The following is a 20,766-nucleotide window of genomic DNA, read 5'->3' as shown; positions in this document are numbered from 1 at the left end:
TCCTCAGGTGTGGGCCATGACGGGGGGCGGGATCTCGACGCGCACCGAGCGGCCCGAGATGACGGTCATCCAGACGTTCCAGGCCATCACCAGCATCCCGGACAGATAGAGCAGTCCGCCGATCAGGCGCACCACGTAGAACGGGAAAGTGGCCTTCACGCTCTCCACGAAGGTGTAGGTGAGCGTGCCGTCGGGGTTGATGGCGCGCCACATCAGCCCTTGCATCACGCCGGCGATCCACATGGCGGCGATGTACAGGACGATGCCGATGGTGGCGATCCAGAAGTGCGCCTCGATGGCCTTCACGCTGTACATGGTGGTGCGGCCATACATGCGCGGGATCAGGTAGTAGAGCGAGCCCATGGTGATGAACCCCACCCAGCCGAGCGCGCCGGAGTGCACGTGGCCGATGGTCCAGTCGGTGTAGTGGCTCAGGGCGTTGACGGTCTTGATGGACATCATCGGACCCTCGAAGGTCGACATGCCGTAGAACGACAGCGCGACGATCAGGAAGCGCAGGATCGGGTCGGTGCGCAGCTTGTGCCAGGCGCCCGAAAGCGTCATCACGCCGTTGATCATGCCGCCCCAGCTCGGCGCCAGCAGGATCAGCGAGAACACCATGCCCAGCGATTGCGTCCAGTCCGGCAGTGCCGTGTAGTGCAGGTGGTGCGGGCCGGCCCACATGTAGGTGAAGATCAGCGCCCAGAAGTGGACGATGGACAGCCGGTACGAATACACCGGCCGGCCAGCCTGCTTGGGGATGTAGTAATACATCATCCCGAGGAAGCCCGCGGTGAGGAAGAAGCCCACGGCGTTGTGGCCGTACCACCACTGCACCATCGCGTCCTGCACGCCGGCATAGGCCGAGTAGCTTTTCATCCAGCCCGCCGGAACCTCTGCGCTGTTGACGATGTGCAGCAGCGCCACCGCGATGATGAAGGCTCCGAAGAACCAGTTCGCCACGTAGATGTGGCGCACGCGGCGCATGCCGATGGTGCCGAAGAACACGATGGCGTAGGCCACCCAGACCACCGCGATCAGCAGGTCGATGGGCCACTCCAGCTCGGCGTATTCCTTGCCGCTGGTGTAGCCCATCGGCAGGCTGATGGCGGCCGCGACGATCACGGCCTGCCAGCCCCAGAACACGAAGGACGCGAGCTTCGGCGCGAAGAGGCCCACCTGGCAGGTGCGCTGAACCACGTGGAAGCTCGTGGCCATCAGCGCGCAGCCGCCGAACGCGAAGATGACCGCGTTGGTGTGCAGCGGCCGCAGTCGCCCGTAGCTGAGCCATGGAATGCCGAGGTTGAGCTCGGGCCAGGTCAGCTGGGAGGCGATGATCACGCCGACCAGCATGCCGACCACGCCCCAGACCACGGACATGAGCGCGAACTGCCGCACGACGGTGTCGTCGTATACCGCGGCGGGTGGGTTCGGTTGTTGCATCGTCGTGCCCTTGAATGAGTTGTGGGCAGTTTCCGTGGGCCTCTGCCTCGCGGGCTTGATGCAAATCAATCGCCGTGCAGGATGCGGTCGCCTTCGGTTTCGACGTCGTCGAACTGGCCGCGCTCGATCGCCCACCAGAGCCCGCCGAGGATCGCGAGAACCAGCACCACGGACAGCGGGATGAGCAGGAAGAGGATGTCCATCAGCGGCTTGCCTTGCCGGCGGCCGCGAGCCGCGCCGCATTGAGGACCACCACGAGGGAGCTCGCCGCCATGCCCAGGCCCGCGAGCCATGCCGGCAACCAGCCCGCCACGGCGAGCGGCACGCACAGCGCGTTGTAGCCTCCGGCCCACCAGAGGTTCTGGCGCACCACGTGCAGCGTCTTGCGGGCTTGCGCGATGGCATCTGGAATGGTGGCGAGCCTGTCGCCCAGCACGACGAAATCGGCGTGCGCGCGCGACAGCGGCACGCTGCGGCCGAAGGCGAACGAGGCGTTCGCACGCGCCAGCGAGGGACCGTCGTTCAGGCCGTCGCCCACCATCGCAATCTGCCGTCCCTCGGCCTGCAGCCGCCAGAGCCCGTCGAGCTTGTCCTCCGGCGTGCAGCCACCCTGCGCGAAGTCGATGCCGCAGCGCGCGGCGATCTCCTTCGCGGCGCTGTCGCGATCGCCCGAGAGCAGCCGCACCGTCAGGCCCTGCGCGCGCAGCGCAGCCACCGCAACGGCGGCATCGGCGCGAAGCTCTTCGGCCAGCACGAAGCTGGCGACCCACCCCTGCTCGTCGGCCAGATGGACCTGCGCAGCGTCAACCTCCAGCGCATTCACGCTGCAGAAGCTCGACGAGCCAAGACGCGCACGCTGGCCTGTTCCGGTGCGCGCATGCGCTCTGCGCAGCAGGCCTTCGAGCCCGAGCCCTGCCGCTTCGGTGGCCTGTTCCACGGTCCAGCCCGGTGGCGAGCGGAACTGAGCATTCCACGCATTCACCAGCGCCTGCGCAACGGGATGCAGCGACTGCGCAGCGAGCGCCGCCGCCATTTCAAGTGCGTCGCCGGGCCGCAGGCCCTGCCGGCAATAGATGCGCTCCAGCCGCGGGATGTCGCCAGTCAACGTGCCCGTCTTGTCGAACACGACCGTATCGACCGATGCCAGTGCCTCCAGCGCCTGCAGGTTGGAAGTCAGCACGCCGCCGCGCGCCAGGGCGCCGGCGCTCGCGAGCATGGCAGCCGGGGTCGCGAGCGAGAGCGCACAGGGGCAAGTCACGATGAGCACCGCGACCGCCACCATCAGCGCCTTGCCCGGGTCCGTGTGCCACCAGAACACTGCCGCCATCGCCGCCGATGCGAGCACCGCGACGAGGAAAGGCCGCGCCACCCGGTCCGCCAGCAGCGCCAGGCGCGGCTTGCGCGAGGCGGCGCTTTCCATCAGCCGCACGATCTGGGCGAAGCGCGTGCCCTCGCCCACCGATTCGATCCGCACACTGACCACCGCAGAGAGGTTGTGGCTGCCGGCCAGCACGCGGTCGCCGCGGGGGCGCGGCACGGGGCGGGATTCGCCTGTCAGCAGGGCCTCGTCGGCGCTGGTGTCGCCTTCGATCACCACGCCGTCGGCCGGAAACGCCTCGCCGGGGCGCACGCGCACCACATCTGCGGCTGCGAGCCTGCGCACGGCCACGCGGGTCCAGCTGCCATCTGGAGCGAGTCGATCGATGCTGTCGGGCAGGCGGTTCATCAGGGCCTCGAGCGAGCCGGCGGTACGGTCTCGCAGGCATGCCTCGAGCCAGCGGCCGGTCAGCAGGAAGAAGACGAACATCGTCAGCGAGTCGAAGTAGACCTCGTGGCCCAGCGGCCCGCCGGCGTCGAAGGTGGCGGCGCTGCTGACCGCGAAGGTCGCGAGCACGCCGAACGCCACCGGAAGATCCATGCCGATACGGCCCGCGCGCAGGTCGCGCCAGGCGCTGCTGAAGAAGGGACCGCAGGAGAACAGCACGACGGGCAGCGTGAGCACCCAGGAGGCCCAGCGCAGCAACTGCGCGGCGTCGTCCGTCATGTCGCCCGGCCTGGCGATGTAAGCCGGGTAGGCATACATCATCACCTGCATCATGCAGAAGCCCGAGACCAGCCAGCGCCACAGCGCCATGCGCAGTTCGCGCGCGCGCCCCGCGCTTGCCAACTGGCTGCCGGCGGGAACCAGCGGGTATCCGGCCGCGGCCGAAGCCTCGAACCAGCGTGAAGGCCGGGTGACCGCGGCCGACCACACAACGCGCGCCCGCCGGTTGGCCCCATTGACCTGTGCCTCGCGCACTCCGGGCACCTTCAGCAGCGCAGCCTCGACGGTGAAAGCGCAAGCGGTGCAGTGCATGCCTTCGACCGCGACCTGCGATGCCCACTGGCCGGTGGCTGCATCGCCCTCCTCCAGCTGGCCGAACGCCGGCCATTCGGCCGGGTCGTCGAGTACCTGCCAGGTGTCGGCGGTGGCCGGAGCCGACGGATGCGTAGAGAACGGGGCGAGCGCAGCTTGCATCGGAGCGAGGCTAATGGCGGGCCGCACCACGCTCTTTGATCTGTATCAACGCTCGGGGCCCCGGCCTGCCTAAGCTCGCGGCATACCTTTCCCTGGAGACCCCACATGTTCAAGCGCATCCTCGTCGCTACCGACGGCTCCACACTCTCGAAGAAGGCTGTCGCGAGCGCGATCGCTCTCGCCGCACAGAACGATGCCGACCTGGTGGCGATCAACGTGGTTCCGCGCTACCCCCGAAGCTACTTCGAGGGCTCCATGACCTTTTCGCCAGAGGACATCGGCCGCGTCGAGAAGCAATGGGCCGAGAAGGCACAGGCAATGCTCGACACCGTGAGCGCACGCGCCAAGGAAAGCGGCGTGCGTGTCAAGACGGCAACGGCCAACTCGGACCTTGTGGCGGAGTCGATCATCGCCGCGGCGAAAAAGCACAAGAGCGACCTGATCGTGATGGCCTCGCACGGCCGCAAGGGCATCAAGCGGCTGCTGCTTGGCAGCGAGACGCAGCACGTGCTGGCGCATTCGGCGCTGCCTGTGCTGGTGCTTCGGTAGCCGGGCTCATTGCGATATCTCGCAAACACAATTCCCCTAGTCCTCTTCATGCACCCGGTACTGGTCCGTCAGCGTCTGCTGGATGGCCGGCGGCACGGCTTCGTAGTGTGACAACGCGATGGTGTATCGGCCCTGGCCGCTGGTCATTGCATTGAGTCGCGACTGGTAGTTGGCCAGTTCGGCCATGGGTACTTGCCCGCCGACGGCCACAACACCGCCCCCCAGGGCCGACGTTCCGGTGACCAGGCCGCGCCGCGACGACAGGTCGCTCGTGACATCTCCGACGGAATGCTCCGGCACGTCGATCTCGATCTGGACGATCGGCTCGAGCACGACCGGCCGGGCCTCGCGGATGGCGGCCATGAAGGCCTTGCGGCCGGCAGTCGCGAAGGCGATGTCCTTGCTGTCGACGCTGTGGTGCTTGCCATCGTGCACAACAACGCGCACATCGACCACCGGGTAGCCGGCGATCGCGCCGCACACCAGCACCTCGCGCACGCCCTTCTCGACTGCGGGGATGAACTGGCCCGGAATCGCCCCGCCCCTGACCTCATCGGCGAACTGGAAGCCCGCACCGCGCGCCAACGGCTCGATGCGCAGGAAGACTTCGCCGAACTGGCCAGCGCCGCCGGTCTGTTTCTTGTGCCGGTGGTGGCCCTCGGCCGGCACGGTCACGCTCTCGCGGTAGGCAATGCGGGGCGGCCGCGTCTGGACCTCGAAGCGATACACCTCGCGCAGGCGTTCGAGCACGATGCGCAGGTGCAGTTCGCCGAGCCCGTAGAGGACTGTCTCGTTGGTCGCGGCCACATGCTCGATGCGCAGGCACGGATCCTCGGCCGTGAGCTTGCCGAGGATTTCCCATGCGCGCTGCTCGTCGCCATGGCGCTTGGGCTCCACGGCCAGGCCGTACACCGGCACCGGGAACGCCAGAGGTGCGAGATGCACGTGGCTGTCTTCGGCCACATCGTGCAGCACAGCGTCGAAATGGATCTCCTCGACCTTGGCCACCGCCACGATGTCGCCAGGCACCGCGTGCGACACCTCGACATGGTCCTTGCCCTGGAGCATGAACAGGTGCCCCACCTTGAAAGGCTTGCGGCCGTCGCCGATGTAGAGCTGACTGTCGCGCGTGAGCGTGCCCTGGTGCACGCGGAAGATGCCCATCTTGCCGACATAGGGGTCGATCGTGACCTTGAACACGTGCGCCAGCACGTGCAGCGACGGGTCGGGCCTGGCCTCCATGGGCTTGGCCTGCGCGCCCTCGCCGACGATGAAGTCCGGCGGGTTGGCCTCGGTCGGGTCTGGCAGGAGCTTGACGATCACGTCCAACAGCTCGGCCACGCCGGCGCCGCTGCGCGACGAGACGAAGCACACCGGGATCAGGTGGCCTTCGCGCAACGCCTGCTCGAGCGGCGCATGCAGCTCGGCCGGATCCACGTCGCCTTCCTCGAGGTAGCGGTCGACGAAGGCCGCGTCGACCTCGACCACCTGCTCCACCAGCGCGCGGTGCGCCGCTTCTACAGGGCCGAAGTCGGACCGCCCGAAGCGGTTGAAAAAACAGTCCACCACCTGCCTGCCGACCCCGTCGGGCAGGTTCAGCGGCAGGCATTCGCGGCCGAAGGTGGCCTGGATGTCGGCCAGCAGGCCCGCCAGCGAGACGCCCTGCGAGTCGATCTTGGTGACGATGATCATGCGGGCGAGGTGGCGCGAGGCCGCGTACTCCATCATGCGCACCGCCATCGGCTCGATGCCGGTGGCGGCATTGATGACCACTGCCGCCGTTTCGACCGCCTCCAGAGCCGGCAGGCTCTGGCCAAGGAAGTCGGGGCCGCCGGGCGTGTCGATGAAGTGGATGCGCGTGCCGGAATGCGTGAGGTGCATCACCGATGCATTGAGCGAGTGCTGCATGCGGCGCTCGAGCGGGTCGTGGTCGCTGACGGTGCTGCCGCGTTCGATGCTCCCGCAGGCCCCGATGGCGCCCGCCTTGTACAACAAAGCCTCGGCAAGAGAGGTCTTGCCGGCGGCCGCGGCGCCGACGAGCGCCAGCGTTCGCACTGCTTCCACTTCGGCCGCGAGGCCGTTCGATCGGCTTGGCATGGCATGGACTCCTTGGCGTCCGCAAAGCTGGCCCGGCGGCCCGCAAGGGCTCGGGCGGTGCGCAAAGACGCCGGGTCAGCGTACGGGATTGACCGTGCCAACGCAAGCCGGGTGCGCGCGGCGCGCATATCGCAGGCTCACTTGGCCTTCCTTCCTTCGGGCGCATAGCCTCCGAGAAAGGTCTGCAGAGCCCGTCGCGTCGCTTCCCGCAAATCCTTTCGGGACAACGGTCCATCGATACCGATAAGAGCCGGCATGACGGTCTCCGAATCCAGCAATGCCGTCAGGTGGCGTGCCGCTACCTGCGGATCGGCCTTGCGCAGCCGGCCCTTTTGCATCTGCAGTTCCAGGAACCCCGCCAGTTCGGTCAGCCCCTTCTTGGGCCCACCTTCGTAGAACAACCGCCCGATGTCGCTGCGGCCGGACTCCGCGATCACGGCCCTGCGCGCCTGGATGGCCTCCTGCGAACACACCACTGCCAGGATTTTTTCGCCGAAGCGTTGCAGCACCTGCTCGAGGTCGTCGTCGCTCTCCTGCCCGAGCGCCTCAAAAATTGGCGCGAAATGGACCTTGGCCGTGCCGTGAGTCACGGCAACGAACAACTCCTCCTTGGAGCTGAAGTAGCCATACAGCGTGGCCCTCGAGCCGCCCACGCGCGCAGCGATCTCCACCATGGAGGCCCCTTCGAACCCCAGCTCCCGGAAGACCTCGGCGGCCACCTGAACGATGGCATCGCGTTTGGCCTCTGTTTTGACTCGCATCTAAATGTCTCCTCATTTCTAGACAACAGTGTTCATTATTAATTGAAAGCCCCTGGAAGTCAAAATACATTACTAGACACTACTGTCTGTTTAAAGACGGGCCGACCCCATCACCGATCCGTCGCTCTTCAGGAGATTCGCCATGCGTCCACCTTTCACCTATGGCCTGACCTTCACGGCAGCCCTCGCGTCCACCTTCATGCTTGTCGCGTGCGGCAAGCCACCGGGCGGGCCGCCCGCCGCGCAGGGCATGCCCGAGGTGGGGGTAGTGTCTGTGCAGCCGCAGCGCGTGGCCATCACGGCCGAGCTGCCCGGGCGCACGACGCCCTTTCTCATCGCCGACGTACGGCCCCAGGTAGGCGGCATCGTGAAGGCCCGCCAGTTCCGCGAAGGCAGCGACGTGAAGGCTGGCGAGGCGCTCTACCAGATCGATCCCGCCACCTACAAGGCGACTTACGACAGCAACGTCGCCGCGCTCGCCAAGGCTCAGGCCAGCCTCACGACCACGCGGCTGAAGGCCGAGCGCTACAAGGAGTTGGTCGCCATCAAGGCCGTGAGCCAGCAGGACTACGACGACGCCGCCGCCTCGCTGGGCCAAGGCGAGGCCGACGTCGCCTCGGCGCGAGCCAATGTGGAGACGAGCCGCATCAACCTAGCCTATGCACGCATCGACGCACCGATCTCCGGCCGCATCGGCAAGTCGACGGTCACGCCCGGCGCACTGGTCACGGCGAGCCAGTCGACCGCGCTGGCCACCATCCAGCAGCTCGATCCGATCTATGTCGACGTGACGCAGTCCAGCGCCGCGATGCTTCAGTTGAAGCAGGCCATGGCCCGCGGCGATCTGCAAAAGAGCGGCGCCAACGCCGCGAAGGTGCGGCTGCTGCTCGAAGACGGGAGCGCCTATCCGCTCGAAGGCAAGCTCGAGTTCTCTGACGTCACTGTAGACCAGAACACCGGCGCCATCACGCTGCGCGCGGTGTTCCCCAACCCCAAGGCGGACCTGCTGCCCGGCATGTACGTGCGCGCCGTGCTGCAGGAAGGCGTGAAGGAACAGGCGCTCATGGTGCCGCAGCAGGCCGTGTCGCGCGACAGCACCGGCAAGCCGACGGCCTACGTGGTGGATGCCCAGCACAAGCTGCAGCGGCGCGTGCTCGAAACGGAACGCGCCATCGGCGACCAATGGCTGGTGCGCAGCGGCCTGCAGGCCGGCGACCAGCTCGTGGTGGACGGCCTGCAGCGCGCGGCGCCGGGCGTCGAGGTGAAGACGGTGCAGTGGAACCCCAAGTCCAAGCCCGGCACCGAAACCACGGCCAAGGCGGCCCTCCCCTCGCCCGGCGCCACGGCGGACTGATCCAGGAAGACCACCATGGCACGCTTCTTCATCGACCGCCCCATCTTCGCGTGGGTCCTCGCCATCATCGTGATGCTGGGCGGCGTCATGTCCATCGCCACGCTGCCGATCGCGCAGTACCCGAGCATCGCGCCGCCCGCCGTCGCAATCACCGCCAACTACCCCGGCGCTTCCGCCAAGACGCTCGAAGACACCGTCACCCAGGTCATCGAGCAGAAGATGAAGGGGCTGGACCGGCTGAGCTACATGGCCTCGACCAGCGAGTCGTCGGGCTCGGTCACCATCACGCTCACCTTCGAGAACGGAACCGACCCCGACACCGCTCAGGTGCAGGTGCAGAACAAGCTCTCGCTCGCCACGCCGCTGCTGCCGCAAGAGGTGCAGCAACAGGGCGTCACCGTCACGAAGTCGGCCACCAACTTTCTGAACGTGTTGGCCTTCACCTCCGAAGACGGCAGCATGAACGGGTCGGACCTGTCCGACTACGTCGCGGCCAACGTCCAGGACGCAATCAGCCGCGTCGAGGGCGTGGGCGACACCACGCTCTTCGGCTCGCAGTACGCCATGCGCGTATGGCTCGACCCGAACAAGCTCTCCAGCTTCAGCCTCACGCCGCTGGATGTGAAGAACGCGATCACGGCGCAGAACGCGCAGGTTTCGGCCGGCCAGCTCGGCGGCATGCCTGCGGCAAGCAACCAGCAGCTCAACGCCACCATCACCTCGCAGACGCGCCTGAAGACCGCGCAGGAGTTCGAGGACATCCTGCTGCGCACGCAGACCGACGGCTCGCAGGTCCGCCTGCGCGACGTAGCCCGCATCGAGCTCGGCAGCGAGTCGTACAACACGGTCGGTCGCTACAACGGCAAGCCGGCCGCGGGCCTGGCCATCAAGCTGGCCACCGGCGCCAATGCGCTCGACACGGTCAAGGCCGTCGATGCGCGCGTCGCCGAGCTCGAGAAGTTCTTTCCGCAGGGCATGAAGGTGCAGAAGCCCTACGACACCACGCCCTTCGTGCGGATCTCCATCGAGGAGGTCATCAAGACGCTCGTCGAGGCCGTGGTGCTGGTGTTCCTGGTGATGTATCTCTTCCTGCAGAATTTCCGCGCCACGCTGATCCCGACCATTGCGGTTCCCGTGGTGCTGCTGGGCACCTTCGGCGTGCTCGCGGCCTTCGGCTTCACCATCAACACACTGACGATGTTCGCGATGGTGCTCGCCATCGGGCTGCTGGTGGACGATGCAATCGTGGTCGTCGAGAACGTCGAGCGTGTGATGGCCGATGAAGGCCTCCCGCCCAAGGAGGCCACGCGCAAGTCCATGGGCCAGATCACCGGCGCGCTGGTCGGCGTGGCCCTGGTGCTGGCGGCGGTGTTCGTGCCGATGGCTTTCTTCGGCGGCTCCACGGGTGTGATCTACCGGCAGTTCTCCATCACCATCGTCTCGGCCATGACGCTGTCGGTGCTCGTGGCGCTGGTGCTCACGCCGGCCCTTTGCGCGACGCTGCTCAAGCCGGTCGACAAGGATCATGCAATGGCCACCACCGGCTTCTTCGGATGGTTCAACCGCAGCTTCGATCGCGGCAACCACCGCTACCAGGGCATCGTGCGGCACATGGTGGGCAAGGGCTGGCGCTACATGGCCCTGTACGCGGTCTTGTTTGCCGTGGTGGTGTTCGGCTTCATGAAGCTGCCCATCGGCTTTCTGCCCGACGAAGACCAGGGCACGATGTTTGCGCTGGTGCAGCTGCCGCCGGGCGCGACGAACACGCGCACGGAAGAAGTCATCCGCCAGGTGGAGCATCACTTCCTGGTCGATCAGAAAGACGCGGTCTCGGGCATCTTCACGGTGGCGGGTTTCAGCTTCGCGGGCAGCGGGCAGAACACGGGCTTTGCCTTCATCAAGCTCAAGCCCTGGAATGAACGCGAGGGCGAGGCACTGAGCGTGACGGGAGTGGCCGCAAAGGCCGGTGCCTTCTTCAACACAATCAGGGACGCAAAGGTGTTCGCCTTCGCACCGCCCGCCGTGGCAGAGCTCGGCAACGCGACCGGCTTCGACCTGATGCTGCAGGACCGCGCCAACCTCGGGCACGAGGCCTTGATGCAGGCGCGCAACCAGCTGCTCGGCACGCTGGCCAAGGACAAGCGCCTGGTGGCCGTGCGCCCCAACGGGATGGAAGACACGCCCGAATTCAGGCTCGAGATCGATCCGCACAAGGCACAGGCCCAGGGCCTTTCGATGTCCGACATCAACGACACCTTCTCCACCGCCTGGGGCAGCAGCTACGTCAACGACTTCATCGACAAGGGGCGCGTGAAGAAGGTGATGCTGCAGGCCGATGCACAGTACCGGATGCTGCCGGAGGACATCGACCGCTGGTACGTGCGCAACAGCGCCGGAACGATGGTGCCCTTCACCTCATTCGCCAAGGCGGGCTGGAGTTCCGGCTCGCCCCGCCTGGAGCGCTACAACGGGGTGCCCTCGGTGGAAATCCTGGGCATGGCGATGCCGGGAGCCGCGTCCAGCGGCGAGGCGCTTGCCATCGTGGAAGCGGCGGTCGCGCAGCTGCCACCAGGGATCGGCTATGAATGGACCGGCCTGTCGCGCCAGGAGAAGGCATCGAGCGGCCAGACCGGCCTGCTCTATGGGCTGTCGATCCTGATCGTGTTCCTGTGCCTTGCGGCGCTGTACGAAAGCTGGGCGATTCCGTTCTCGGTGATCCTGGTGGTGCCGCTCGGCGTGCTGGGCGCGCTGATCGGCGCGATCCTGACGTGGAAGATGAACGACGTGTACTTCCAGGTGGGCCTGCTCACCACCATCGGCCTCGCGTCGAAGAACGCCATCCTGATCGTGGAGTTCGCGAAGGACCTGCACGCGCAGGGCAAGGGACTGGTCGAGTCCGCGCTGGAGGCGGCGCGCCTGCGCCTGCGCCCCATCCTCATGACCTCGCTGGCCTTCATCCTCGGCGTGCTGCCGATGGTGCTGGGCACCGGTGCGGGGGCCGGCGCGCAGCATGCGCTGGGCACGGCCGTCATCGGCGGCATGCTGTCGGGCACGCTGCTCGCGATCTTCTTCGTGCCGCTTTTCTTCGTGCTGGTGCGCGGCCTCTTCAAGGGACGGTCGCCCTCGCCTGCTTTGCCCGCCTTGCCGGACTCGCATGCACAACCGGCTGCGGCCGCTTCCTGAGGTGTCTGCCATGAAACCATTCCGCCTTGCTCCGCTCGCGCTCGCCGCCCTGATGGCCGGCTGCAGCCTGATTCCCACTTACCAGCAACCCGCGGCGCCCGTGGCCGGCAAATTCGCCGGCGACACAGGCAACGCCCCGGCCTCCACGCCGGTGGCCGACCTCGGCTGGCGCAACGTCTTCACCGATCCGTCGCTGCAGCGCGTGATCGAGATGAGCCTCGCCAACAACCGCGACCTGCGCGTCGCGGTGCTGAATATCGAGAAGGCCCGCGCCCAGTACCGGGTGCAGGACGCAGCGCTCTTCCCCACCGTCAACGCCAGTGCCGGCGGCAGCGGCAGCCGCACGCCGACCGACCTGTCGTCGACCGGCGAAGCCCTCACGGCGCGGCAGTACAGCGCTTCGGTCGGGTTCAGCTCCTACGAAATCGACCTGTTCGGCCGCGTGCGAAGCCTGAGCGCGCAGGCGCTGGAGCAGTTCTTCTCCACGGCCGAGGCACGCCGCAGCACGCAGATCACGCTGGTGGCCGAGGTGGCGACGAGCTACCTCACGTTGGCGGCCGACCAGGACCAGCTGAAGCTCGCGCGCGACACCCTGCGCAGCCAGAGCGACTCCTACAGCCTCAACCAGCGCAGCTTTGAACTGGGCGCGGCGTCGGCGCTCACGCTGAGCCAGGCGCAGACCAGCGTCGACACCGCGCGCGTCGACGTCGAGCGCTACACCTCCCAGGTAGCGCAAGACCGCAATGCGCTGGTGCTGCTCGTGGGCGCAGACGTGCCGGACGAACTGCTGCCGCAGTCGCTGCCCGATGGCACGGCAGCCGCAGCGAGCCCGCTGGCCACCATTCCGCCCGGGCTGCCCTCGGAGCTGCTGCAACGGCGACCCGACATCCTGCAGGCCGAGCGCGACCTGAAAGCCGCCAACGCCTACATCGGCGCGGCGCGTGCGGCTTTCTATCCGAGCATCAGCCTCACCGCGTCAGCCGGCACGTCGAGCAGCCAGCTCTCGGGCCTGTTCAAGGGCGGCTCGGGCAGCTGGAGCTTCGCACCGCAGATCTCGCTGCCGATCTTCGACGGTGGCGCCAACCGCGCCAACCTCAAGATAGCGACAGTGAGCCGCGACATCTCGGTGGCGCAGTACGAGAAGGCAATCCAGACGGCGTTCCGCGAGGTTTCGGATGCGCTGGCGCAACGCAACACGCTGGGCCGTCAGCTCGATGCACAACAGTCGCTGGTGAACGCGACGGCAGAGAGCTACCGGCTGTCGGACGCGCGATTCCGCCGCGGTGTCGACAGCTACCTCAGCGTGCTCGATTCGCAGCGCTCGCTTTACACGGCGCAGCAGAACCTCATCACCACGCGCCTGTCGCGCCTGACGAACCTCGTGACCTTCTACAAGACGCTGGGCGGTGGATGGACGGAGAACACTGGCACGCCGATCTGAGCGCCGTTGGCAATCAGGCTCCTCGCTAAGATGCGCACGGTAACGCCCGGCATTGCCGCCGCGGCGCAATCGCCACGAGGGAGCACCTTTGACCATCGACCTGCAGACGCTGAAGTGCGGTGAATGCGGCAGCAGCGTGCTTCAACGCGCCGGCCTCAACCAGTACACCTGCGCGCATTGCGGGTCGATGTCGGTCGTCGAGGACGACGTCTCCGACCGGCTGGAGCGGGTGCTCGAGCAGGTCAAGAACGAAGCCGGCCGACGGTTGGCGATCGAGCAGTCGGCACGCAGCAAGAGCATGGCCCGGATGATCGCCCTGGGCGCGGCGGCGGTGGTGGTGCTGGTCACGGGCTTTTTCGGTGTCATGGCCTACGTCATCGACCGCAACCAGCCGGCGGGCGCGTACAGGCCCGGCGGGGCTTCGACAGCGCAGCGCACCATTCCGAGCGAAGGCCTCAAGCTCGAGGCGCGCCAGGTGCTGGTGGGCAACGGCAGCTCGGCCAAACCCCAACTGCTGGTGATTGCGCGCAACGAAACCGGCACGGCCCTCGAGCGGCCGAACGTCAAGGCGATCTTCTTCGACCGCGACAGCCGCATCGGCGAGAACAGCGAATCGGTCCCCATCGGCACGCTGATGCCCGGCGAAATGGTGCCGGTGCTGGTCAAGCTGCCGGGCGACGGAACCCTCACGCGGCAGGAACTGCAGGTGGATGCGCTATCGGCGCCGTACTGGAAGATCGAGGGTCCGCCGCTGCAGTTCACGCGCGTGCGACTGGTGCAACAAGATGGCGAGACGTGGCTGTTCGGCCGCCTTGTCAATGCGCGCAAAGACGAAATGGCACTGGTCGGCATCGAGGTGCTGGTCACGCTGTACGACAGTGCCGGAACGGTCATCGGCTTCGGGCGGGGCCTCTCGCAGGCCAGCGAGATCAGGTCGGGCGAGCGCAGCGCGGCGGAAGTGCGCATCGAGCGCCTTGGTGATCGCAAGGTGCCGGTCGCGGCATGGGACTACCGCATCGACTACAACCTCACGGCGGGGGCGCAGCAGGTGCGCAATCGGGTATTGAGCAGCGGCCGCGTGATCCGCACGAACGGCGCACCGGAGGCCCTTCCTCCATCACTGCGCATGAATAGCGCGGCGCTGCTGGCCGACGTTGCCGAGCGCTAGGTTCGGTCTTCAGGCCAAGGCTTCGGGAACGCCTTCGCCGAAATAGAAAGACTGGATGTCGGCACGCTGGCGCAGGGCCTGTGCATCGCCGCCAAGTACCGCGACTCCCGCATCGAGCACCGTTGCGCGGTCGGCGTACTGAAGCGCGACGGTGGAGTTCTGCTCGGCAACGAGGATCGACAGGCCCTGCTCGCGGTTGAGCCGCCTCAGCTGCTCGAAGATGTCGCGCACCACCAGCGGCGCCAGCCCCATCGACGGCTCGTCGAGCACCAGCAGCCGGGGCCGCGACATCAGCGCGCGGCCGATGGCCGTCATCTGCTGTTCGCCGCCGGAACTCAGGCCGGCGAGCGTGCGTCGCCTTTCCTTCAGCTTGGGAAAGATCGCGTAGACCCGCGCGAGGTCTTCGGCGACTTCCGAGCGCCGCGTGCCGCGGCCGAGCCCGCCAGTCAGCAGGTTTTCTTCCACAGTCAGCGTGCGAAAGCAGTGGCGACCCTCCAGCACCTGAACCAGGCCAAGCCTGACGAGATCTGCCGAGCTGGTGCGGCTCGTGTCGTGCCCGTCGAAGACGATGCGCCCGGCCGTCACCTGCCCGCGCTCGGCCGGCAGCAGGTTCGACACCGCCTTGAGCGTGGTCGATTTGCCTGCACCGTTGGCGCCGAGCAACGCGTGGATTTCGCCGGCGCGCACGTCCAGGCTCACACCGTGCAGCGCGACGATGGAGCGTTGGTACGCGGCCTCGATGGCTTCGATGCGCAACAAGGGGACCGTCACCTCAGCTCCAGGCATGGAACGGCGGCTTCACGCCATTGAGGAAGTAGTTGCCCACGATGGCGTACTTCCACCGCACCGGGTCATGCAGCGTGTGCGTGCGTGCATTGCGCCAATGGCGGTCGAGGTTGTACTGCCCCAGCGTCGAGCGCGTGCCCGCCAATTCGAACAGCTTGTTGGTCGCAAGAATCGCGATCTCGGTAGACAGCACCTTGGCCTCCGCCGTCGCGATCTGCGCCGCAGCCACGCTGTCGGCATCTGGCGCGGCCACCGCGCGGTCGATCGCACGGCCCGCACGCTCCAGCAGGGCCTCGCTTGCATGCAGCCGGATCTGCAGGTCGCCCACCGCCTGGATCGAGTACGGGTCTTCCCATGCATGGTCGCGCTGGCTGTCGATCCACGGGCGCGTCTTGGTGCGGATGAAATCGACCGTCTCCGCGATGGTGCCGCGCGCAATGCCCACGTCGACCGCCGCCTGGATGAGCTGGAAGATGGCGCCGTCGGCCGAGGGCGTGTCGTAGCCCTTGTAGGCCGGGATCAGGTGCGTCTTCGGCACCTTCACGTGGTCGATGACCACCGTGCCGCTGAGTGTGGTGCGCTGGCCGAAGGCCGACCAGTCGTCGATCACCGTGAGGCCCGGCGCATTGCGCTCGGCCACCACGTACCAGGTGTTGCCCTGCTCGTCGTTGGCCACGATGGGCACGTAGTGCGCGAGCAGCGCGCCGGTCGAATAGAACTTCTTGCCGGTCACCACCACGTGGTCGCCGGCATCGGTGAAGCGCGTCTCGAAATCGGCCGCGCGCTTGGAGCCCGATTCCGAGAACGCATTGCCCCAGCGCACGCCGCGCAGGAAGTCGGCGAAGAACAGCTTCTGCTGCGCCGCGTCGGACACCGTGCGCACCGCGGCGACGAAGCCCAGGTGGTTCTGCGTGATCTGCCCGAGCGAGGGATCGGCCGCCGAGATGATCGCGATCACCTCGGCCAGCGTGGCATACGACACCTCCGCACCGCCGAAGGCCTTGGGCACGTTGATGGCCCAGAGGCCGCTTTGCGAGTAGGCGTCGATCTCTTCGACAGGCCAGCGGCGCAGGCGGTCGCGCTCGGAGGCGCCGACGATCAGCTTCGCGGCCAGGGCATGCGCCACGGCGATGGCCTCGGCGTCGTCGCGGATCACATGCGCGGGCGTGTCAGGCAGTGGCAGGCCGGGCACTGCGTCGTTGGCTGCGGGCGGTGCGGATGCGGAGGGTTGGAGAACAGCGGACATCTGATGGCCTTTCGACTTGCGAGTGATTTCGAATGAGGACGTGCGTGGGGTTCAGTCGTCGATGCTCTTGCGCACCTTGACGTTCTTTTCCTTGGCATAGGCCAGCGAAGACTTCTCGATGATCGGCCGCAGCAGCTTCCAGTCGGGCGCGATCCAGTCGGACACCACGTTCCACTTGCTGCCGTCCCACTGCTGGAAGGCCACGCGGCCATCGCCTTCGTGGTTGTCCCAGGTCACGTTGATCGAATGGAACAGGCCCTTGGCACCGAGCGCCGCGGCGCGTGCCTCGTCGATCTTCAGGTTTTCCAGGCCCCAGCGGACTTCGTCGCCGGTGAGCGTGCGCTTGCCGAACTTCGCCTGCGCGATGCGGATGGCCTCCACGTTCAGGATGCCGTTGAGCACGCCGAGGTTGTGATAGACGCTGCCGATGCGCTTGGGGTCCTGCAGGTTGCCCTTGCCCGCGCCGTAGACGGTCTTGGCGATCTCCTGCAGCACCGGGTACTGCGCGCCCGCGGCCACGGTGGTGATGGCCACGTAGCCCTTGGCCGCATCGCCGGCAGGGATCACGTCTTCCTCGGAGTTGGACCAGACGTTGCCCACGATGTGGTCGACCGGAAAGCCCGTCTTCTGCGCTGTCTTGAGCGCCACCGGATTCATCACGCCCCAGCCGCGCAGCACCACGTAGTCGGGCTTCACGCGGCGGATGGTGAGCCACTGCGATTGCTGTTCGTTGCCCGGGTGTGGAACCTCGATCTGCTGCAGCGTGAAGCCGTACTTCTTCGCGAGCAGTTCATAGATCGGGATGGTCTCCTTGCCGTAGGGCGAGCCGTGGTACAGCACCACGATCTTCTTGCCCTTGAGCTTGTCGGTGCCGCCCTCCTTGCCCGCGATGTAGTTCACGATGCCGGAGGTTTCGCTGTACGGGTTGAGCAACAGCGGAAATATGTACTTGAACACGCGGCCGTCGGTGGTGTCGGTGCGGCCGTGGTTGATGGTGAGCAGCGGCACCTTGTCGGCCGTCACGCGGTCGATCAGCGCATAGGCGATGCCGACCGACAGCGGGTTCCAGGTCGCGATGCCGGGGCGCTGCTTGAGGCGCTCGTACACCTCCACGCCGCGCTCCACTTCGTACTGCGTCTCGCCCTCCTCCCAGGTCAGCTTGACGCCGCCCACGCCGCCGTCGCGCGTGTTCACCAGGTTGAGGTAGTCGATGAAGCCGCCGAAGAAGCCCGTGCCGCCAGCCGCATAAGGACCGACGCGATAGCTCTGCAGCGGGAAGAACTGTTCGTTGCCGTCGGCATGCGCGAGCTGCAGGCCGCTCGCGGCCAGGGTGACGGCCACGGCCGCGGTTTTCAGGTGCTTGATGAAGGACATGGTGATGAAGGCATCCTGGGATGCGAAGAAAAAAACCAGAGAAATCTGCACTCAGGCCGGTGAGAGCCGCTTGCGCGCGCGATCCCAGAGGGCGACCAACCCTCGTGGCTCCACGGCAAGAAAGAAAATGATCAGCGCGCCCAGCACGATGCGCTGGCTCATGTCGAGCACGCCCGAATCGAACCAGCCGCCGAAGAAGAAGCTGCCCGCGCGCGACAGCAGCAGCGGAAACACCACGATGAGCGCCGCGCCGAAGAAGGCCCCGCGGATCGTCGCGAGCCCGCCGATGATCACGATGAACAGGATCTGGAACGAGCGGTCGAGGTTGAAGCCCGCCGGCTCCACGGTGCGCAGGTACACGAAACCCCACAGCACGCCCGCCACGCCGACGATGAACGACGACACCGCGAACGCCAGCAGCTTGGTGCGCAGCACCGGCACGCCGATGACGCGCGCCGCCAGTTCGTTGTCGCGCACGGCGATGAAGTGGTGGCCCGTCTGCGTGCGCACGAGGCGCCATGCCAGCAGCGTCAACACCGTGACGACGGTCAGCGAGAAGATGTAGCGCCCCACCGGCGTGTCGAACACGATGCCCGCCACTTCGAGCGCCGGCGCGTCGATCACGCCAGAGGCGTTGTCGTTGCTGAACCAGCCGAACTTGGTCAGCGCCCATTGCACGAAGAACTGCGCGGCCAGCGTCGACACCGCAAGGTAGAAGCCGCGCAGCCGCAGGCTCGGCAGCCCGAACACCAGGCCGACGGCCGTGGCGGCAAGGCCAGCGAGGCCGATGCTCACGAGCAGCGGCAGTCCTTCCACGCGCAGGTTGAAGTTGTAGGCCGCGAAGGCGCCGACCGCCATGAAGGCCGCGGTACCCAGCGACAGCTGGCCTGCGTAGCCGGTCAGCAGGTTCAGCCCGACAGCCGCGAGCGACAGCGCAAGGAACGGGATCAGCAGCGCGTCGAACACATAGCCGGATGCGACAAACGGCACGACGCCGAAGGCAATGACCAGCACGGCCAGCGGCCAGGTCAATGGATGCACAGAAGCGGTACGCATGGCTCAGGCGCGCTCCACCAGTTTCTGTCCGAACAGCCCGCTTGGCCGGATCAGCAGGAAGGCCAGCGCTGCGACGTAAGCGAACCAGCTCTCGATGCCACCGCCTACGAAAGGCCCGATGTACACCTCGGCCAGCTTCTCCAGCGCGCCGATCACCAGCCCGCCGACGATCGCGCCAGGAATGGAGTCGAACCCACCCAGCACCAGCACAGGCAGTGCCTTCAGCACCACGAGCGAGAGCGAGAACTGCACACCCAGCCGCGCGCCCCACAACAGCCCGGCCACCAGCGCGATGACGCCGGCCGCCGCCCACACCGTGGCCCAGATGCGCGGCAGGCGCAGGCCCACCGCGATCGCCGCATAGGTGTCGTCCGCCACCGCGCGGAACGCCAGGCCCACGCGGGTGTAGCGGAAGAAGGCCGAAAGCGCCGCCACCATCACGCCGGCCGTCGCGGCGGCGAACAGGTCGAAGGTCGAGACCATGATGCCGAAGAACTGCAGCGGCTCGTCTGCGATGCCAAGCTCCAGCGCATGCACCTGCGTGCCCCACACCAGTTGAGCCACGCCCTCGATCACGTACGACAGGCCCAGCGTTGCCATGAACAGCGTGATCGGCGGCTGGTTCACCAGCGGGCGAAGCACGGTGCGCTCGATGGTCAGGCCCAGCAGCACCATGAGGGCGAAGGTCAGCACGAGCGCAAGTGCAAAGGGCACGCCGCGCTCGACCAGGCTCACGAAGGTGAGCGCAGCAAACAGCAGCTGCGCGCCCTGCGCGAAGTTGAGCACGCCTGAAGTCTTGTAGATCAGCACGAAGCCGATGGCCACCAGTGAATACATCACGCCCGAAAGCAGGCCGCCGATGAGCACCTCGGCGAAGAAGCTGAAGTCAGCGCCGTCCATCAGGCCTGCCCCTCCGCGTCGTCATGCGCCACGCCCAGGTAGGCATCGATCACGGCCGGGTCGCTGCGCACCTCGGCCGGCGTGCCGTCCGCGATCTTGCGGCCGTAGTCGAGCACGGCCACGCGATCCGACAGGCCCAGCACCACGCCGATGTCGTGCTCGATCAGCAGGATGGTGGTGCCGAATTCGTCGCGCGCGGCGCGCACGAAATGCGCCATCTCGCTTTTCTCGGTGACGGTCATGCCGGCCATCGGCTCGTCGAGCAGCAACAGTCGAGGCGATGCGACCAGCGCACGCGCCAGCTCCACGCGCTTCTGCAGGCCATAGGCCAGCGTGCCGGCCAGCCGCTCGCTCACGGTGCGCAGCCCGAGAAAGCCGATGATCGCTTCGGCCCGTGCGCGCGCATCCTCGCGCTCACGACGCGCGCGGCCCAGCCCGACCAGTTGTTCGATGAAAGTGGAGCGCGCCGCATCGACGCGACCGAGCACGATGTTGTCGCGCACGCTCAGGCCCTTGAACAGCGCGAGATTCTGGAAAGTGCGCGCAACGCCCAGCCGTGCCAGCCGCGCCGTCGGCACGTGGCCGAAGCCGCGCCCGCCGATCCACACGCGCCCACGATCGGGCCGGTACAGTCCGCTGATGACGTTGACCAGCGAACTCTTGCCGGCGCCGTTGGGGCCGATGACGGCGCGGATCTCTCCCTTCGCGATCGACAGGTTCACACCCGACAGCGCGGTGACGCCGCCGAAGGACAGGTCGATGCCCTCCAGCCGCAGCACGGCCGAGGTCGTGGCGTCGTCCCCTGCCGCAGCCGCACGCCCCGCCGGCACGAAGGCCACCGGATCGACGCCCAGCGAGACGGGCCCCGCCTCGAAGAAAAGATCGGGCAT

Annotated in this window: 16 protein-coding genes; 5 read left to right on the top strand and 11 right to left on the bottom strand. The window is 67.0% G+C overall.

Features of this window, described 5'->3' with window-relative positions:
- Window positions 1–3 precede the first annotated feature (3 nt).
- The 3 genes from ccoN to ACTG4X_RS18040 all read right to left on the bottom strand — a co-directional run bounded on the left by ccoN (window position 4) and on the right by ACTG4X_RS18040 (window position 3,961).
- Window positions 4–1,443: a cytochrome-c oxidase, cbb3-type subunit I gene (ccoN, locus tag ACTG4X_RS18050; RefSeq protein WP_440531541.1), complete on the bottom strand. Its 1,440-nt coding sequence runs from the start codon at window positions 1,441–1,443 to the stop codon at window positions 4–6.
- A 65-nt stretch (window positions 1,444–1,508) separates the two neighbouring features.
- The gene (gene ccoS / locus ACTG4X_RS18045) at window positions 1,509–1,646 is read right to left on the bottom strand and encodes a cbb3-type cytochrome oxidase assembly protein CcoS (RefSeq protein WP_093058414.1); all 138 of its coding nucleotides are present in this window, start codon (window positions 1,644–1,646) and stop codon (window positions 1,509–1,511) included.
- Window positions 1,646–3,961 (bottom strand): heavy metal translocating P-type ATPase, encoded by a 2,316-nt coding sequence (locus tag ACTG4X_RS18040; protein ID WP_440531540.1) that lies wholly within the window; start codon window positions 3,959–3,961, stop codon window positions 1,646–1,648. The genes ccoS and ACTG4X_RS18040 overlap by 1 nt, the downstream gene beginning before the upstream one ends.
- A gap of 105 nt (window positions 3,962–4,066) precedes the next feature.
- Here ACTG4X_RS18040 and ACTG4X_RS18035 point away from each other — a divergent pair, with 105 nt between their 5' ends.
- Window positions 4,067–4,510, top strand: coding sequence for a universal stress protein (locus ACTG4X_RS18035; RefSeq protein ID WP_093074311.1), 444 nt, complete (start codon window positions 4,067–4,069; stop codon window positions 4,508–4,510).
- Between the two features lie 36 nt (window positions 4,511–4,546).
- Here the strand turns inward: ACTG4X_RS18035 and fusA are convergent, their stop codons facing one another.
- Together fusA and ACTG4X_RS18025 are read right to left on the bottom strand one after the other, a co-directional pair.
- Window positions 4,547–6,607 carry an elongation factor G gene (gene fusA, locus ACTG4X_RS18030; RefSeq protein ID WP_440531539.1) on the bottom strand — a complete coding sequence of 687 codons (2,061 nt, stop codon included), beginning with the start codon at window positions 6,605–6,607 and terminating at the stop codon, window positions 4,547–4,549.
- A gap of 137 nt (window positions 6,608–6,744) precedes the next feature.
- Window positions 6,745–7,368: a TetR/AcrR family transcriptional regulator gene (locus ACTG4X_RS18025; RefSeq protein WP_093074315.1), complete on the bottom strand. Its 624-nt coding sequence runs from the start codon at window positions 7,366–7,368 to the stop codon at window positions 6,745–6,747.
- Between the two features lie 142 nt (window positions 7,369–7,510).
- Between ACTG4X_RS18025 and ACTG4X_RS18020 the strand changes: the two genes are divergently transcribed.
- From ACTG4X_RS18020 to ACTG4X_RS18005, 4 genes are all read left to right on the top strand, one after another.
- The gene (locus ACTG4X_RS18020; protein WP_440531538.1) at window positions 7,511–8,722 is read left to right on the top strand and encodes an efflux RND transporter periplasmic adaptor subunit; all 1,212 of its coding nucleotides are present in this window, start codon (window positions 7,511–7,513) and stop codon (window positions 8,720–8,722) included.
- Window positions 8,723–8,737: 15 nt separating this feature from the next.
- Window positions 8,738–11,905, top strand: a complete 3,168-nt coding sequence (locus tag ACTG4X_RS18015) for an efflux RND transporter permease subunit (RefSeq protein WP_440531537.1) — start codon at window positions 8,738–8,740, stop codon at window positions 11,903–11,905.
- Between the two features lie 10 nt (window positions 11,906–11,915).
- Window positions 11,916–13,346: an AdeC/AdeK/OprM family multidrug efflux complex outer membrane factor gene (gene adeC, locus ACTG4X_RS18010; RefSeq protein ID WP_440531536.1), complete on the top strand. Its 1,431-nt coding sequence runs from the start codon at window positions 11,916–11,918 to the stop codon at window positions 13,344–13,346.
- An 88-nt stretch (window positions 13,347–13,434) separates the two neighbouring features.
- Entirely contained in the window at window positions 13,435–14,514 is a 1,080-nt protein-coding gene (locus tag ACTG4X_RS18005; protein WP_440531535.1) for a hypothetical protein, read from the top strand.
- A 9-nt stretch (window positions 14,515–14,523) separates the two neighbouring features.
- Here ACTG4X_RS18005 and ACTG4X_RS18000 read toward each other — a convergent pair whose 3' ends face one another.
- The 6 genes from ACTG4X_RS18000 to ACTG4X_RS17975 are packed head-to-tail and all read right to left on the bottom strand — an operon-like array spanning window position 14,524 to window position 20,766.
- On the bottom strand, window positions 14,524–15,285 hold the full coding sequence (locus ACTG4X_RS18000; protein WP_440531534.1) for an ABC transporter ATP-binding protein: 762 nt from the start codon (window positions 15,283–15,285) through the stop codon (window positions 14,524–14,526).
- A 1-nt stretch (window position 15,286) separates the two neighbouring features.
- Window positions 15,287–16,546 carry an SfnB family sulfur acquisition oxidoreductase gene (locus ACTG4X_RS17995; RefSeq protein ID WP_440531533.1) on the bottom strand — a complete coding sequence of 420 codons (1,260 nt, stop codon included), beginning with the start codon at window positions 16,544–16,546 and terminating at the stop codon, window positions 15,287–15,289.
- A 51-nt stretch (window positions 16,547–16,597) separates the two neighbouring features.
- Window positions 16,598–17,920 carry an ABC transporter substrate-binding protein gene (locus tag ACTG4X_RS17990; protein ID WP_440531532.1) on the bottom strand — a complete coding sequence of 441 codons (1,323 nt, stop codon included), beginning with the start codon at window positions 17,918–17,920 and terminating at the stop codon, window positions 16,598–16,600.
- A gap of 51 nt (window positions 17,921–17,971) precedes the next feature.
- Window positions 17,972–18,976: a branched-chain amino acid ABC transporter permease gene (locus ACTG4X_RS17985; RefSeq protein WP_440531531.1), complete on the bottom strand. Its 1,005-nt coding sequence runs from the start codon at window positions 18,974–18,976 to the stop codon at window positions 17,972–17,974.
- A 3-nt stretch (window positions 18,977–18,979) separates the two neighbouring features.
- A complete protein-coding gene (locus ACTG4X_RS17980) occupies window positions 18,980–19,876 on the bottom strand; it encodes a branched-chain amino acid ABC transporter permease (RefSeq protein ID WP_093058403.1) in 897 nt (298 codons plus the stop codon).
- The gene (locus ACTG4X_RS17975; protein WP_440534402.1) at window positions 19,876–20,766 is read right to left on the bottom strand and encodes an ABC transporter ATP-binding protein; all 891 of its coding nucleotides are present in this window, start codon (window positions 20,764–20,766) and stop codon (window positions 19,876–19,878) included. The genes ACTG4X_RS17980 and ACTG4X_RS17975 overlap by 1 nt, the downstream gene beginning before the upstream one ends.

The organism is Variovorax sp. YR566 (genome assembly GCF_051992195.1).
Taxonomy (GTDB): Bacteria; Pseudomonadota; Gammaproteobacteria; order Burkholderiales; family Burkholderiaceae_C; genus Variovorax.
This window is presented reverse-complemented; position numbering and strand designations above follow the sequence as displayed.